The sequence below is a fragment of the Allobosea sp. 05T438 genome (assembly GCF_056396025.1).
This window is the reverse complement of record NZ_JBFTKQ010000005.1, coordinates 118,895-132,815: the sequence shown is the minus strand read 5'-3', so window position 1 is coordinate 132,815 and position 13,921 is coordinate 118,895. Positions and strand designations below refer to the sequence as shown.

14 protein-coding genes are annotated in these 13,921 nt (G+C 66.7%); 4 read left to right on the top strand and 10 right to left on the bottom strand.

Features of this window, described 5'->3' with window-relative positions; genetic code table 11:
- Positions 1-13 precede the first annotated feature (13 nt).
- Together hspQ and AC1DIN_RS13205 are read right to left on the bottom strand one after the other, a co-directional pair.
- Positions 14-343, bottom strand: a complete 330-nt coding sequence (gene hspQ / locus AC1DIN_RS13210; RefSeq protein ID WP_441470531.1) for a heat shock protein HspQ — start codon at positions 341-343, stop codon at positions 14-16.
- Between the two features lie 113 nt (positions 344-456).
- Positions 457-1,506, bottom strand: coding sequence for an HpcH/HpaI aldolase/citrate lyase family protein (locus AC1DIN_RS13205; RefSeq protein WP_476810148.1), 1,050 nt, complete (start codon positions 1,504-1,506; stop codon positions 457-459).
- Positions 1,507-1,779: 273 nt separating this feature from the next.
- Between AC1DIN_RS13205 and AC1DIN_RS13200 the strand changes: the two genes are divergently transcribed.
- Positions 1,780-2,751, top strand: a complete 972-nt coding sequence (locus AC1DIN_RS13200; RefSeq protein WP_476810147.1) for an AEC family transporter — start codon at positions 1,780-1,782, stop codon at positions 2,749-2,751.
- 180 nt (positions 2,752-2,931) lie between these two features.
- Entirely contained in the window at positions 2,932-4,074 is a 1,143-nt protein-coding gene (locus tag AC1DIN_RS13195) for a CaiB/BaiF CoA transferase family protein (protein ID WP_476810146.1), read from the top strand.
- 84 nt (positions 4,075-4,158) lie between these two features.
- Here the strand turns inward: AC1DIN_RS13195 and AC1DIN_RS13190 are convergent, their stop codons facing one another.
- The gene (locus tag AC1DIN_RS13190) at positions 4,159-5,331 is read right to left on the bottom strand and encodes a UbiH/UbiF family hydroxylase (protein ID WP_476810145.1); all 1,173 of its coding nucleotides are present in this window, start codon (positions 5,329-5,331) and stop codon (positions 4,159-4,161) included.
- A 135-nt stretch (positions 5,332-5,466) separates the two neighbouring features.
- Between AC1DIN_RS13190 and AC1DIN_RS13185 the strand changes: the two genes are divergently transcribed.
- Positions 5,467-6,441 (top strand): quinone oxidoreductase family protein, encoded by a 975-nt coding sequence (locus AC1DIN_RS13185; RefSeq protein ID WP_476810144.1) that lies wholly within the window; start codon positions 5,467-5,469, stop codon positions 6,439-6,441.
- A 225-nt stretch (positions 6,442-6,666) separates the two neighbouring features.
- Complete coding sequence (locus AC1DIN_RS13180) at positions 6,667-6,996, top strand: hypothetical protein (RefSeq protein ID WP_476810143.1); 330 nt, start codon at positions 6,667-6,669, stop codon at positions 6,994-6,996.
- A 12-nt stretch (positions 6,997-7,008) separates the two neighbouring features.
- Here AC1DIN_RS13180 and rimO read toward each other — a convergent pair whose 3' ends face one another.
- From rimO to AC1DIN_RS13145, 7 genes are all read right to left on the bottom strand, one after another.
- Positions 7,009-8,328: a 30S ribosomal protein S12 methylthiotransferase RimO gene (rimO, locus tag AC1DIN_RS13175; RefSeq protein WP_476810142.1), complete on the bottom strand. Its 1,320-nt coding sequence runs from the start codon at positions 8,326-8,328 to the stop codon at positions 7,009-7,011.
- Positions 8,329-8,431: 103 nt separating this feature from the next.
- On the bottom strand, positions 8,432-9,298 hold the full coding sequence (locus AC1DIN_RS13170; protein ID WP_476810141.1) for a sulfurtransferase: 867 nt from the start codon (positions 9,296-9,298) through the stop codon (positions 8,432-8,434).
- Positions 9,295-9,732, bottom strand: a complete 438-nt coding sequence (locus tag AC1DIN_RS13165; RefSeq protein WP_476765146.1) for an OsmC family protein — start codon at positions 9,730-9,732, stop codon at positions 9,295-9,297. Before AC1DIN_RS13165 ends, AC1DIN_RS13170 begins: the two co-directional genes overlap by 4 nt.
- Positions 9,733-9,936: 204 nt before the next feature.
- On the bottom strand, positions 9,937-10,983 hold the full coding sequence (locus tag AC1DIN_RS13160; RefSeq protein WP_441470521.1) for a sulfate/molybdate ABC transporter ATP-binding protein: 1,047 nt from the start codon (positions 10,981-10,983) through the stop codon (positions 9,937-9,939).
- 24 nt (positions 10,984-11,007) lie between these two features.
- Positions 11,008-11,898 (bottom strand): sulfate ABC transporter permease subunit CysW, encoded by an 891-nt coding sequence (cysW, locus tag AC1DIN_RS13155; protein WP_476810140.1) that lies wholly within the window; start codon positions 11,896-11,898, stop codon positions 11,008-11,010.
- Complete coding sequence (cysT, locus tag AC1DIN_RS13150; protein ID WP_476810139.1) at positions 11,891-12,787, bottom strand: sulfate ABC transporter permease subunit CysT; 897 nt, start codon at positions 12,785-12,787, stop codon at positions 11,891-11,893. The genes cysW and cysT overlap by 8 nt, the downstream gene beginning before the upstream one ends.
- A 4-nt stretch (positions 12,788-12,791) precedes the next feature.
- Positions 12,792-13,832, bottom strand: coding sequence for a sulfate ABC transporter substrate-binding protein (locus AC1DIN_RS13145; RefSeq protein ID WP_476810138.1), 1,041 nt, complete (start codon positions 13,830-13,832; stop codon positions 12,792-12,794).
- Positions 13,833-13,921 lie beyond the last annotated feature (89 nt).

Here is a 13,921-nt window from a genome sequence, read left to right as displayed (position 1 = left end):
GGCAGCCGCGGCCTCAGTGCAGCTCGGCATGGTCGATCCGGTAGCGTCCCTTCCGGTCGCGCCGGAAGAACTCCTTGGCGCGCGGATGCCGTATGGGCGCGCCGGAATCGTCGCTGACGAGGTTCTGCTCCGAGACATAGGCGACGTATTCCGTCTCCTCGTTTTCGGCGAAGAGATGGTAGAAGGGCTGGTCCTTCGACGGGCGCATGTTCTCCGGGATCGCCTCCCACCATTCCTCGGTGTTGGAGAAGACCGGGTCGACGTCGAAGATCACGCCGCGGAAGGGGTAGATGCGGTGCTTGACCACTTGCCCGATCCGGAATTTGGCCGAACGCGCTTCCATGACTCATCCATACTGAGCCGGCCGATCCGTCGCCGGCTTACGTTCTCGCCGCCCTTGCGAGAGCAATGCGTCGTAAATGCGTCGAAATCAATCGACCTCGCCGTATTGTCCAATCACATTCCGTAGCGTTGCGCGAGGTCGGGGTCGCGTGCTGCGACCTGCCGGGCGAGGTCGACGATCACCTTGGCCTGCTTCCAGGTGGCATCGTCCTGCATTTTGCCATCGATCATCACGGCGCCGGAGCCGTCCGGCATCGCCTCCAGAATGCGCTTGGCGAAGGCGACCTCGGCCGGGTCGGGGCTGAACACGCGCTTGGCGATGTCGATCTGCGAGGGATGCAGCGTCCAGGCGCCGGCGCAGCCGAGCAGGAAGGCGTTGCGGAACTGCGCCTCGCAAGCTGCGCCATCGGCGAAATCGCCGAAGGGGCCGTAGAAGGGTTTGATCCCCGCAGCAGCGCAGGCGTCGACCATCTTGGCGAGCGTATAGTGCCAGAGATCCTGCTGCGCGACGGCGCGCGGCCCGCCATCGGGGGAGGGGTCGGCAATCACCTTGTACTCCGGATGCCCGCCGCCGACGCGCGTGGTCTTCATGGCACGCGAGGCGGCGAGGTCGGCCGGGCCGAGGCTCATGCCGTGCATGCGCGGCGAGGCGGTCGCGATCGCATCGACATTCTTCACGCCCTCGGCGGTTTCCAGAATCGCGTGGATCAGGATCGGCTTCGGCAGGGCGTGGCGCGCCTCGAACTGGGCGAGGAGCTGATCGACATAGTGGATGTCCCAGGGACCCTCGACCTTCGGCACCATCACGACGTCGAGCTGGCCGCCGATCTCGGCCATGATCGCGGTGATGTCATCGAGGAACCAGGGCGAGTTCAGCGCATTGACGCGGGTCCACAGGCCAGTCTTGCCGAAATCCACGGCCTTGCCCATGGCGATGAAACCGTCGCGGGCGGCCTGCTTGGCCTCGACCGGGATAGCGTCCTCCAGATTGCCGAGCACGATGTCGACCTGGGGGGCGAGCTCGCCGACCTTGGCGCGGACCTTCTCCAGATGGGGCGGCACGAAATGGATCATGCGCTCGAGCCTGAGCGGAAGCTCCCGATAAGGCTCCGGTGCGCCGATCGCGAGCGGGCGAAAGAACTGGCGCGGTGTTTTTGTTGTCATCGGGCGCTCCATGCTGCGATGCAGCGAATGTGGCGGAGGCGACTTCGCGCGTCCATGGTTCTTTCGATGGGGTTTTAGGTATTAAATACTAGGAATATTTGCCTCTAAGTACGAGAAAGCTTTAAGTCCTAGGCATGAAGTCTCTCCTCTGCGCTTGGCGAAGAGGTCTACGCTTGGAATGGCCTTGCTGGCGCTGCCCCATGCGCTAGATGCAGGTGTCCGCGGGCGGCTCGACCTCGGCGGGCGTTCTAGCCCCGAACCGACTGCTTGTGGATGGCCGACCTTCTCAACATCTTCAATCTGGTCGCGCCCTTCTTCGGGCTGATCCTGCTCGGCTTCGCCATCGGCCGCTACAAGCAGCTGCCGGAGGCGGGGCTCGTCTGGCTGCAGTTCTTCCTGATCTATGTCGCGCTGCCGCCGCTGTTCTATCGGCTGATCGCCGACAAGCCGCTGAGCGAGCTCGCCAATTGGAAATTCATCGCCGGCACGACCACGGCGACATTCTGCGCCTTCTGCCTGTCATTCGCGCTCGGGCTGAAGCACAACAAGGGCGACATGCCGCAGGCGGTGATGCAGGGCGTTGCCGGGGCCTATTCCAACATCGGCTATATGGGCCCGCCGCTGATCCTTGCGGCGCTCGGCCCCAGCGCCAGCGCCCCGGTCGTGCTGATCTTCGTCTTCGACAATATCCTGCTGTTCTCGCTGGTGCCTTTCCTGATGGCACTGGCGGGTGTCGAGAAGAAGAGCGTGCTCGCCACCACGCGCGAGGTGATTTGGCGGGTGCTGACGCATCCGTTCAATATCGCGACCTTGGCCGGCGTCGCGGCCAGCTATTTCAAGGTCGAGCTACCTGTCGCGGTCGACCGGATGGTGCTGTGGCTCTCGCAGGCGGCCGCGCCCTGCGCGCTCTTCCTGCTGGGCGTCACGGTGGCGCTGAGGCCGATGAAGACCATGCCGGGCGAGGTTCCCGGGCTGGTCGTGATCAAGCTACTGCTGCACCCGCTGCTGGTCTGGGTGCTGCTGTCGGCGCTCGGCGGCATCCCGGCGCACTGGATCTATGCCGCGATCATCATGGCGGCGCTGCCGCCCGCCCTGAACATCTTCGTGATCGCGACGCAGTATCGCGTTGGCATCGAGCGCGCCTCGGCCTGCATCCTCGTCGGCACTGTCGTGTCGATGATCACGCTGCCGGGCTTCCTGTGGCTGGTGAAGACGGGCAGGATAGCAGCCGATCTCTTCCATTGAGAGCCCGTTTGGAAAAGTGAGCCCTCATCCTGAGGAGGCCCGAAGGGCCGTCTCGAAGGATGTTCCAGATGTCTCCGGAGCCTCCTGGAGCATCCTTCGAGACGCCGTGTCTGACGACACGGCTCCTCAGGATGAGGGCTGAGGAAACTCCCAAGCAGGCCCCAAGCAACAAGGTGCCGGATGCTGCCGCTGGACGATCTGCTGGTCCTCGATTTCTCGACGCTTCTGCCCGGCCCGCTGGCGAGCCTCTTCCTTTCCGAAGCTGGGGCGCGCGTGATCAAGATCGAGCGGCCGGGCGGCGAGGATATGCGCGGATTCCCCCCGCGCTTCGGTGAGACGGCGGCGCCCTTCGCGGTGCTCAATCGCGGCAAGGAGAGCGTCGAGATCGACCTGAAGGCGCCGGACGCGTTGGCGCGGCTTACCCCGCTGATCGCAAAGGCCGATATCCTGATCGAGCAGTTCCGGCCGGGCGTGATGGAGCGGCTCGGCTTCGGCTATGAAGCGCTGAAATCCCATAATCCGCGGCTGATCTACTGCTCGATCAGCGGCTACGGCCAGGACGGCCCGCGCGCGCAGGACGCCGGGCACGACATCAACTACCAGGCGCTCGGCGGCCTGCTCGGCCAGTCGCTCAAGCGCGGCGAGGCGCCGCCCTTGCCGCCGCCGCTCGTCGCCGACATTGCCGGCGGCACCATGCCGGCCGTGCTCAACATCCTGCTGGCGCTGCGCCAGCGCGAGCGCACCGGCGAGGGCTGCCATCTCGATATCGCCATGGCCGATGCCATGCCGACCTTCGCCTGGTACGGGCTGGCGCAGGGCCAGGTGACCGGCTCCTTCCCGGATGGCGGCGAGGGGCTCCTGACCGGGGCGAGCCCGCGCTATGGGCTCTACGCCACGGCCGATGGCTGGTTTCTCGCGGTCGGGGCGCTCGAGCCCAAGTTCTGGCAGAGTTTCTGCGACGGGATCGGTCTCGACGAGCGGTTGCGCGACGACCGTCGCGATCCGGAAGCGACCCGCGCCGCGATTGCGGAGATCATCGCGAGGGAAAGCGCCGACTACTGGCGCACCGTGGTCGAGCCGTTGGATTGCTGCTGCACCGTGGTGCGCACGCTGGAAGAGGCGGTCTCCGATCCGCAGATGACGGTCCGCGGCCTGCTCGATGCGCAGGTTGAGGAGCCGGGCGGCCGACGCCTGGTCTCGACGCCGCTCCCGCTGGCACCAATGTTTCGGGAGCGGGCCGAGGGGTTGCGGAAGGTCGCGGCCAGCGGCGCTGACACGAGTAGGGTGTTGCAGGCCGTCATTCTCGGGCGAAGCGAAGCGTAGACCCGAGAATCTCTGGCCGAAAAAAAGCAGGAGCCTCCTCCGGCAGGAGATGCTCGGGTCAAGCCCGAGCATGACGCTCAGTTTTCAGCGCTCCGCGCCGCCCGCCAGCCCCTGCCGCATCACGAAGCGCCGCAGGGGGCCGATCCGCGAGAGCGCCAGCAATCCCGCGCCGCGCATCAGGTCGGCAGGCAGCAGATCGGTCAGCAGCGTGCGGTTGAGCGCATCGACCGCGCCGGTCCGCAGCCGGACATCGGTCTGCCGCGCGGCGTCGTAAGCTGCGATCACGGCCTCGCCGCCGGGGTCCGAAGCGCCTTCGAGCGCATCGCGCAGCGCCGCGACGTCGCGCAGGCCGAGATTGAGCCCCTGCGCGCCGATCGGCGGGAAGACATGTGCGGCCTCGCCGATCAGCGCCATGCGGCCGGCGCCGAAACGATCGACCGAAAGCCCTCCCATCGGAACCTTGCCGCGCGGCCCTTTCACGGTCATGGCGCCGAGCAGCGACTGCACCTGCTTTTCGACCCGCAGCGCGAAGGCTGCGTCGTCGAGCGCGGCGATGCTCTCCGCCTCCGCAGGCTCGAGCAGCCAGACCAGCGAGGAGCGGCGCCCGGGCAGGGGGACGAGCGTGCAGGGCCCCTGGCGCGTATGGAATTCGGTCGAGGCCTCGCGATGGTCGCGGCGGTGCTCGAAGATCGCCGTCAGCGCCACCTGTGGATAGCGCCAGTCCCGGCTCGCGATTCCGGCCGCGGTACGCACCTGCGAATTGCGGCCGTCGGCGCCGATGACGAGCCGGGCCTGCACGGCAAAATCATCTCCGGAGAGGCGGCTTCCGCCGGCCTCCGGCTCGATGGCGCGCACAAGGCCGGGGATCATCCGCAGGCCGTGGAGCTTGCCGGCCTTTTCGGCCAGCATCGTGGTCAGGTCGGCATTCTCGATATTCCAGCCGAAGGCTTCGAGCCCGATCTCGGAGGCGCGGAACTCGACCGGCGGCTGGCGGAACAGGCTGCCGGTGTCGTCGACGAGGCGCATCACCGTGAGCGGAGCGGCCTTGGCCAGCAGGGCATCCTGGACGCCGAGCTCGCCCAGCAGGCGCCAGGAGCCGTCGAGCAGAGCGACGGTGCGTCCGTCGCGGGGCGTCGCGACGGGGCCGAGCAGGGCGACGCTGCGCCCCTCGCGGCTCAACGCCAGCGCGGCTGCGAGGCCGACGGCGCCCGCGCCCACGATGGCGATGTCGACCGGATCGGCGGTGTGCGTGCTCATAGCTCTTCGCTATCCGATGAGCCGCGACTTGGCCACGGTCCGCAAAGTCGCAAGGTGCGTTCTGCGTTCGGCAAGGATGCTGCTTTCCTGTGCGATGAACTATGGTCGGCCATCCATCCGAGGGAGATGAATTTCATGGTCAAAGCCATTCGCGCCCACAAGACCGGCGGTCCGGAAGTCCTTCAGTTCGAAGAGATCACCCTGCCGCAGCCGGGGCCCGGCGAAATCCTGATCCGGAACCGGGCGATCGGCCTCAACTTCATCGACACCTATTTCCGCTCGGGCCTCTATCCGGCACCGCAACTGCCGTTCGTGCTCGGCAATGAGAGCGCGGGCGAGGTACTCGCTGTCGGCCCGAACGTTGCGGAATTCAAGGCCGGCGATCGCGTCGCGGTCGTCTCGGCGCTCGGCGCCTATGCCGAGGAGCGCATCGTGCCGGCGGCTTCTGTCGTCGCGCTGCCCGAAGGAATCTCCTACGAGGCCGCCGCCAGCATGATGCTGAAGGGCCTCACCGCCGAGTATCTGCTGCACCGGACCTACAAGGTGAAGCCGGGCGACACGATCCTTGTCCATGCCGCGGCCGGCGCGACCGGCCTCATCCTCTGCCAATGGGGCAAGGCGCTGGGTGCGACCGTGATCGGCACCGTCGGCTCGAAGGAGAAGGCGGAGCTGGCGAAGGCGCATGGCGCCGACCACGTCATCAACTACCGCGAGGAGGATTTTGCGGCGCGGGTGAAGGAGATCACCGGCGGCAAGCTCTGCGACGTGGTCTATGACGGCGTCGGCAAGGACACCTTCATGAAGTCGCTGGATACGCTGAAGCCCTTCGGCCTGCTGGCGAGCTTCGGCAATGCCTCGGGCCCGGTGGAGGCCTTCAATCTCGGCATCCTCGCCAGCAAGGGCTCGCTCTATGTCACCCGGCCGACGCTCAACACCCACACGGCCAAGCGCGAGACCATGATCGCGATGGCGAAGAACCTGTTCGACGCCGTCACGAGCGGCAAGGTCAAGGTACCGGTCAACGCGACCTTCCCGCTGAAGGACGCGGCCGAAGCCCATCGCCTGCTGGAATCGCGCGGCACGACGGGTTCGACCGTTCTGATTCCCTGATCGGGCTCGACCAAGGCCGTCATGCTCGGGCTTGCCCCGAGCATGACGGAAACCAGAGACTTTTCGGCATGAGATTCCCGGGGCAAGCCCCGGAATGACGCCAAGTGGGAGCAATGCGCCCGGCCATCCGGGCGCGTTTTTTATGCGAAGCGTGAACCGGGACACAGGGTGCCGCGACGAATCGGTGCCAGCGCATGCTGGCGACCATTCAGGACCCCGACGCTCATGTCGTCCAAGTTTCAGGCCGCCGCGTTCCTCTTCGCTGTCGTCGCCCTTTCGGGCGTCGCGCTGGCTCAGCAGGCCAAAGGGATCGGTGAAGCAGCCGCCACCCACACCAATGCAATCCTGCAGGGCGTCGACAAGGGACGCGTGCGCGTCCCCGGCCCGGTCCGACTGCGCTATGCCGAGACCGGCTGCAAGGCCGGGGTCTGCAGCGAGCCTCCCCGGCAGGTGGCGCAGGTCGAGACCGTGGCGTCCACCGACGCCTGCAGCAGTCTCGGCACGGCGCGCGACCGCAACGGCCGCACCATCCGCCGCCTCTGCACCTTCAACTGAGGGTGGTCGGGCTCAGACGGCGACGCCATGAAGATCGTAGGCGTCGGCGCGCTCGATCTTCACCGTGACGATGTCGCCGGGCCGCAGGGGACGCCGGCTCGCGACAAAGACATTCCCGTCGATTTCGGGTGCGTCCCATTTGGAGCGGCCCTTGGCGACGGTCGGCCCGGCCTCGTCGATGATCACCGGGATGCGCTTGCCGACGCGGCCCCTGACGATGCGGGCGGAGATCTCGGCCTGGGCCTTCATGAAGCGGTGCCAGCGAGCCTCCTTCTCCTCCTCGGGGACGAGGTTGAGGCCGAGGTCGTTGGCGGGCGCGCCCTTCACCGGCTCGTATTTGAAGCAGCCGACGCGCTCCAGTTTCGCTTCCTTCAGCCAGTCGAGCAGGAACTGCACGTCCTCCTCGGTCTCGCCGGGGAAGCCGACGATGAAGGTGGAGCGTATCGCGAGGTCCGGGCAGATGTCGCGCCACTTCCGGATGCGGTCGAGCGTGCGGTCCTGATGGGCCGGGCGCTTCATCGCCTTCAGGACATTCGGCGAGGCGTGCTGGAAGGGGATGTCGAGATAGGGCAGCACGAGCCCCTCCTGCATCAGCGGGATCACCTCATCGACATGCGGGTAGGGATAAACATAGTGCAGGCGCACCCACATCCCCATCTGGCCGAGTTCGCGGGCGAGCTCGAAGAAGCGGGTGCGGATCTCGCGATCCTTGAACATCGAGGGCGCGTATTTGATGTCGAGCCCGTAGGCGCTGGTGTCCTGCGAGATCACCAGCAATTCCTTGACGCCGGCCTTGGCCAGCTTCTCGGCCTCGCGCAGCACGTCGCCGATCGGCCGGGAGACGAGATCGCCGCGCAGCTTCGGGATGATGCAGAAGGTGCAGCGATTGTTGCAGCCCTCTGAAATCTTGAGATAGGCGTAGTGCCGCGGCGTCAGCTTCACGCCCTGGTCGGGCACGAGGTCGACGAAGGGGTCGTGCTTCGGCGGCACCGCCTGATGCACGGCCGAGACGACGCTTTCATAGGCCTGCGGGCCGGTGATCGCGAGCACGTTGGGGAAAGCGTCGCGGATCTGTTCCGGCTCGGCGCCCATGCAGCCGGTGACGATGACCTTGCCGTTCTCGGCCATCGCCGAGCCGATCGCCTCGAGCGACTCGGCCTTGGCGGAATCGAGGAAGCCGCAGGTGTTGACGATGACGAGGTCGGCGCCCGCATGGCTTTTGGAGAGCTCATAGCCCTCGGAGCGCAACGAGGTGATGATCCGCTCGGAATCGACGAGCGCCTTCGGGCAGCCCAACGAAACGAAGGAGATTTTCGGCGCGACGGCGTTCATCGGCTGGTGGCTCGGTCAAAAATGTCAGGAAGCGCCGCGCGTCACAGCACGCGATCGGCGCTTCCTTTGAACCTTTTCAACCAGTTTTGCAATCGAAAGCGCGTCATGCCGCCTTGCCGGTGGCCACCGGGCGCTCGGGGTCCTGCGTCCAGTCGGTCATCGAACCGTCGTAGAGTGCGACCTCGTCGCGCCCGAGGACTTCCGACAGCACGAACCAGTTCGCCGCAGCGGAATGGCCGGTATTGCAGTAGGACACGACCGGCCCCTTCGGCACGGTCGAGAACAGCTTCTCCAGTTCGCCCGGCGCCTTGAGCTTGCCGCTGCCGGGCTCGAAGGCGCCGGCATAGTCCCGCTGGATGGCGCCGGGGATATGGCCGGCGCGGGTCGCCTCGGCAGCTTTCTCGCGCCCTTCGAAATAGCTCGGCCCGCGCGCATCGACGAGGCTCGCCTGCTTGCTGCGCGACGCGACGAGGGTGGCGTCGGTCGTGCTGCGCAGGCGCTGCTGCGCCACGACGGGATAGGAGGCCGTGCTCTTCGGCGCGGAAGCGCCGCGTTCGACCGGCCGCTGCAGATCGGCGGTCCAGCCCTTGAAGCCGCCGTCGAGGATCGCCTGCTGGCCGTGGCCGATGAGCTTCAGAGTCCAGTAGACCCGCGCCGCCGCGGCGAAATCGGTGGCGGCGGTGCCGGCCGGAACGATGACGACGTCGTCATGCGGCTTGATGCCGAGTCCTCCCGCGAGCGCCGCGAGATGGTCGAGCGGCGGCAGCATGCCCGGCGCGTTGCCGATCTTCGCCCGCCAGCCAGCGGCCGCGTAGTCGGAATGGACCGCGCCGGGGATATGCCCGGCCTCGAAGGCGGCCTTTCCGCCATCGGCGGCGGTACGGATGTCGATGACGACAAGATTTTGGTCTCCGAGCCGCGCGGCCAGCGCCTCCGGCGAGATCAGCCCTGCGAGTTCGCCCCTGCTCATTCAGCAGCCTCCTTGTGTAGTTCGTCGATCACTTCGAGGCTGTAGGTCATCTCGGCGGTCGCCCCGAGCATGATCGAAGCCGAACAGTATTTCTCCTTCGACAATGTGACGGCACGCTCCGCCTTGGCGTGCGACAGGCCCTTGCCGGTGATGCGGTAGGCGAGGTGGATCTTGGTGAAGACCTTGGGGTCGGTCGTGGCACGTTCGGCCTCGACCTCGACCTCGCAGCCAGTGACCGACTCGCGGCCCTTCTTGAGAATGCTGACGACGTCGAAGCCGGTGCAGCCGGCAAGCCCGATCAGCAGCATCTCCATCGGCCGGATGCCGATGTTGCGCCCGCCATATTCAGGCGCGCCGTCCATCATCACGGCATGGCCGCTGCCGGCCTCGCCCATGAAGGCCATGCCTTCCACCCATTTCGCGCGTGCTTTCATCGCGATCTCCTGTCGGCGTGATCCGCTATGCGACAGGCATAGCCTGACGGGTTGGCCGAGGCGAGGGCGGCTTCATGACGCTGCCGCGATGCCGGGCGTCATTCTCGGGCGAAGCGAAGCGCAGACCCGAGAATCTCTTGCAGGAAGAGGCGCCCCTCCGTCCTGAGATGCTCGGGTCAAGCCCGAGCATGACGGCGATCCCCCTCACGCCGCCGCGAATAGATTGCCGTGGGCGATGCGCAGGCGGATTCGCTCGCCGATCGCCGGCGCGACCTGGCTGGCGAGATCGACGTCGAGACGCTTCTTCAGCCCCTCGACCGCCACTTCAGCCCGGCGCAGCGGCCCGTTGCGGCGCAGATGCTCGACCACGCCGGGCAGCGCCAGCGGCGTCTCGTCGACGATGCGCAGATGCTGCGGGCGGACATAGAGCGAGGCCGGGCCACCCTGGTTCTGCGACAATCCGCCCAGCACCGGCCGGTCGCCGAAGAAGGCCTGGCTGCCGACGACCTTGACCGGCAGCTTGTTCACCTCGCCGAGGAATTCGCAGATGAAGGGCGTCGCCGGATGGTCGTAGACGTCGTCGGCTGAGCCGACCTGCTCGATGCGCCCGTCATTGAGGATGGCGACCCGGTCGGCGAGCTCCAGCGCCTCTTCCTGGTCGTGCGTCACGAAGACGGTGGTATGGCCTGTGCGGCCGTGCAGCTCGCGCAGCCAGGCGCGCAGGTCCTTGCGGACCTTGGCGTCGAGGGCCCCGAAGGGTTCGTCGAGCAGCAGCACCCGCGGCTCGATCGCGAGCGCTCGCGCCAGCGCCACGCGCTGGCGCTGGCCGCCGGAAAGCTGGCTCGGATAGCGCTTCTCCAGACCCGGAAGCTGAACGAGTTCGAGCAAGACACTGACGCGCCTGCGAATCTCATCGTTGCTCGGGCGTTCGCGGCGCGGCCGGGACCTCAGCCCGAAGGCGATGTTCTCGGCGACGTTCATCGTCTTGAACAGTGCATATTGCTGGAAGACGAAGCCGATGCGGCGGTCGCGCAGGGAGAGGTCGCGCGTGTCGGTCTCGCCGAAGAGGACGCGGCCTCGATCGGCCTGTTCCAACCCGGCGATCAGGCGCAGCAGCGTGGTCTTGCCCGAGCCCGAAGGGCCGAGCAGCGCGACGAGCTCTCCCGGCTGGATGTCGAGCGAGACGCCGCGCAGCGCCGGGAAGTTCTCGAAGCGCTTCTCGATGGTCTCGATGGTGACGGCGACCGACATGGCCCAGCTCCTTCGTCCGCGGGGTCAGTGGCGGCGGCTGGCGGCGATCGCATCGCCGTAGCGCCATTCCAGCAGGGTCTTGAGCACGAGGGTGACGAGGGCCAGGCCCGCCAGCAGCGAAGCCACCGCGAAGGCGGCCGCTCCCATGTACTCATTATAGAGGATTTCGATGTGCAGCGGCATGGTGTTGGTCACGCCGCGGATCTTGCCCGAGACGACCGCGACCGCGCCGAATTCGCCCATGGCGCGAGCGTTGCAGAGCAGGACGCCGTAGAACAGGCTCCACTTCACGTTCGGCAGCGTCACCATGAAGAAGACGCGCCAGGGTGAGGCGCCGAGCGTCAGCGCCGCCTCCTCATCGGCCGAACCGAGCGACTGCATATGCGGGATCAGCTCGCGCGCCACGAAAGGAAAAGTGACGAAGACCGTCGCCAGGATCAGGCCCGGCAGGGCGAAGACAATCTTGAGATCGTGCGCCTGCAGCCAAGGGCCGAAATAGCCCTGCGCGCCGAAAAGCAGCACGAAGACGAGGCCGGAGATCACAGGCGAGACCGAGAAGGGCAGGTCGATCAGGCTGATCAGCAGGTTCTTGCCTGTGAATTCGAACTTGGCGATGGTCCAGGCAGCGGCGATGCCGACGACGATGTTGAACGGGACCGCGATCGCCGCAACGAGCAACGTCAGCCGGATCGCCGACAGCGCATCGGGCTCCGTGATCGCGGCGCGATACGCTTCCCAGCCTTTGGCGCCGGCCTCGATGAAGACGGTCACGAGCGGCAGCAGCAGGAAGAGCAGCAGGAAGGCGAGCGAGATCGCGATCAGCACGATCTGCACGCCGAGGCTTTCGCCGCGTGCGCGGCTGGCGCTGCGAGGTGGCTGCGCCGCGACGGCCGAGGGCAGAATGGCGTCAGACATCGCCGAACCTCCTGCGGGCGCGGGCCTGGATCAGGTTGCCTACGAGGATCAGTGCGAAGGAGATCAGCAGCATCGTCGTCGCCACCACGGCCGCTCCGGCATAGTCGAACTGCTCGAGCCGGATCACGATCAGGAGGGGCGCGATTTCCGACACCATCGGCACGTTGCCGGCGATGAAGATCACCGAGCCGTATTCGCCGACGGCCCTTGCGAAGGAGAGCACGAAGCCGGTCAGCAGCGCCGGCGCGACCTGCGGCAGGATCACCCGGAATATCGTCCTGAAGCGGCTGGCACCGAGCAGCGCCGCGGCCTCCTCGACATCGCTCTGCAACTCCTCCAGCACCGGTTGCACGGTGCGCACCACGAAGGGCAGGCCGATGAAGATCAGCGCCACCATCACGCCGAGCGGCGTATAGGCGACCTTGCCGTCGAAGCCGAAGGAGAGATCGGTGAAGGGGATGGCGACGCGGAAGGCCAGCGGCGCCAGCAGCGACCCGACCCAGCCGTTCGGCGCATAGATCGCCGCCAGCGAGATGCCGGCCACCGCGGTCGGCAGGGCGAAGGGCAGGTCGACGGCCGCGTCGATCAGGCGCCGGCCCGGAAACTCGTAGCGCACCAGCACCCAGGCCAGGATCAGGCCGAACACGGCGTTGACGAGCGCCGCGAACAGCGCGGCCGTGAAGGAAAGCTTGAGCGCCGCAAGCGTGCGCGGGGAGGTCGCCACCGCCCAGATGTCGGAGGGGCCCGCGCTGGCGGCCTTCAGGAAGAGGGCCGCCAGCGGGATCAGCACGATCAGCGACAACGCGGCGACGGTGACGCCGAGCGCCAGGCCGAAGCCCGGCAGGATGCTGGGCTCGCGCCAGCGGAAGCTCGTCGTCGCCGCCGCCATGGCGTCAGCGCGCCGGCTTGTAGAGCTGGTCGAAGGTGCCGCCATCGCCGAAATGGGTCGGCTGCGCCTTCTTCCACCCGCCGAAGACGCCATCGATGGTCACCAGCTCGATCTTCGGGAAGTTGGCGACGTCCTTGCTGTCGGCGGCTTCCGGGTTGCGCGGGCGATAGAAGTTCCTGGCGATGATCGCCTGCGCCTTCGGCGTATAGAGGAACTCGAGATAGGCCTGCGCCTGCCCGCGGGTCTTCTTGGCGTCGACATTGGCGTCGACAAGGGCGACCGGCGGCTCGGCCAGGATCGACAGGCTGGGCACCACGATGTCGAACTTGTCGGCGCCGAATTCCTTCAGAGCGAGGAAAGCCTCGTTCTCCCAGGACAGGAAGACGTCGCCGATGCCGCGCTGGGTGAAGGTCGTGGTCGCGCCGCGCGCGCCGGTGTCGAGCACCGGGACATTGGCGAGGAGCTTGCCGATATAGTCGCGCACCTTCCCCTCGTCCTTGTTGAAGGCCTTCTCGGCATAGGCCCAGGCGGCGAGATAGTTCCAGCGTGCACCGCCCGAGGTCTTTGGGTTCGGCGTGATGATCTGCACGCCCGGCTTCACCAGATCGCCCCAGTCCTTGATCGCCTTCGGATTGCCCTTGCGGACGAGGAAGACGATCGTCGAGGTGTAGGGCGAAGAGTTATGCGGCAGACGCGCCTGCCAGTCGAGCGGCAGCTTCTTCGAGCGCTCGGCGATGGCGTCGATGTCGCCGGCGAGCGCCAGCGTCACGACATCGGCATCGAGCCCGTCGATGACGGTGCGAGCCTGTGCGCCGGAGCCGCCATGCGACTGGCGGATCGTGCTGATCTTCTTGTCGGGGTTCTTCGCGTTCCACTCGGCAATGAAGGCCGCGTTGATGTCACGATACAGTTCGCGGGTGGGGTCGTAGGAAACGTTCAGGAGCTCGGTCTGGGCGCGGGCTCCGGCAACGACGCCGAAGCAGAGGGTGAAGGCTCCCAGAACAAGCCCGGCCCGGAGGAGGCGGCTGTAAACGGGTCGCGTCATGTCAGGGCTCCGTTGCGTTCACGGCGAGGCTCGGTTCAAGCTTCGATCCGTTCTGAAAAACAAACGAAACGTACTGAATTGTCGGTTTT

Coding starts and splice junctions, on each gene's coding strand:
- hspQ (WP_441470531.1), bottom strand. CDS start 343: ATGGAAGCGCGTTCGGCCAAATTCCGGATCGGGCAAGTGGTCAAGCAC.
- AC1DIN_RS13205 (WP_476810148.1), bottom strand. CDS start 1,506: ATGACAACAAAAACACCGCGCCAGTTCTTTCGCCCGCTCGCGATCGGC.
- AC1DIN_RS13200 (WP_476810147.1), top strand. CDS start 1,780: ATGGCCGACCTTCTCAACATCTTCAATCTGGTCGCGCCCTTCTTCGGG.
- AC1DIN_RS13195 (WP_476810146.1), top strand. CDS start 2,932: ATGCTGCCGCTGGACGATCTGCTGGTCCTCGATTTCTCGACGCTTCTG.
- AC1DIN_RS13190 (WP_476810145.1), bottom strand. CDS start 5,331: ATGAGCACGCACACCGCCGATCCGGTCGACATCGCCATCGTGGGCGCG.
- AC1DIN_RS13185 (WP_476810144.1), top strand. CDS start 5,467: ATGGTCAAAGCCATTCGCGCCCACAAGACCGGCGGTCCGGAAGTCCTT.
- AC1DIN_RS13180 (WP_476810143.1), top strand. CDS start 6,667: ATGTCGTCCAAGTTTCAGGCCGCCGCGTTCCTCTTCGCTGTCGTCGCC.
- rimO (WP_476810142.1), bottom strand. CDS start 8,328: ATGAACGCCGTCGCGCCGAAAATCTCCTTCGTTTCGTTGGGCTGCCCG.
- AC1DIN_RS13170 (WP_476810141.1), bottom strand. CDS start 9,298: ATGAGCAGGGGCGAACTCGCAGGGCTGATCTCGCCGGAGGCGCTGGCC.
- AC1DIN_RS13165 (WP_476765146.1), bottom strand. CDS start 9,732: ATGAAAGCACGCGCGAAATGGGTGGAAGGCATGGCCTTCATGGGCGAG.
- AC1DIN_RS13160 (WP_441470521.1), bottom strand. CDS start 10,983: ATGTCGGTCGCCGTCACCATCGAGACCATCGAGAAGCGCTTCGAGAAC.
- cysW (WP_476810140.1), bottom strand. CDS start 11,898: ATGTCTGACGCCATTCTGCCCTCGGCCGTCGCGGCGCAGCCACCTCGC.
- cysT (WP_476810139.1), bottom strand. CDS start 12,787: ATGGCGGCGGCGACGACGAGCTTCCGCTGGCGCGAGCCCAGCATCCTG.
- AC1DIN_RS13145 (WP_476810138.1), bottom strand. CDS start 13,832: ATGACGCGACCCGTTTACAGCCGCCTCCTCCGGGCCGGGCTTGTTCTG.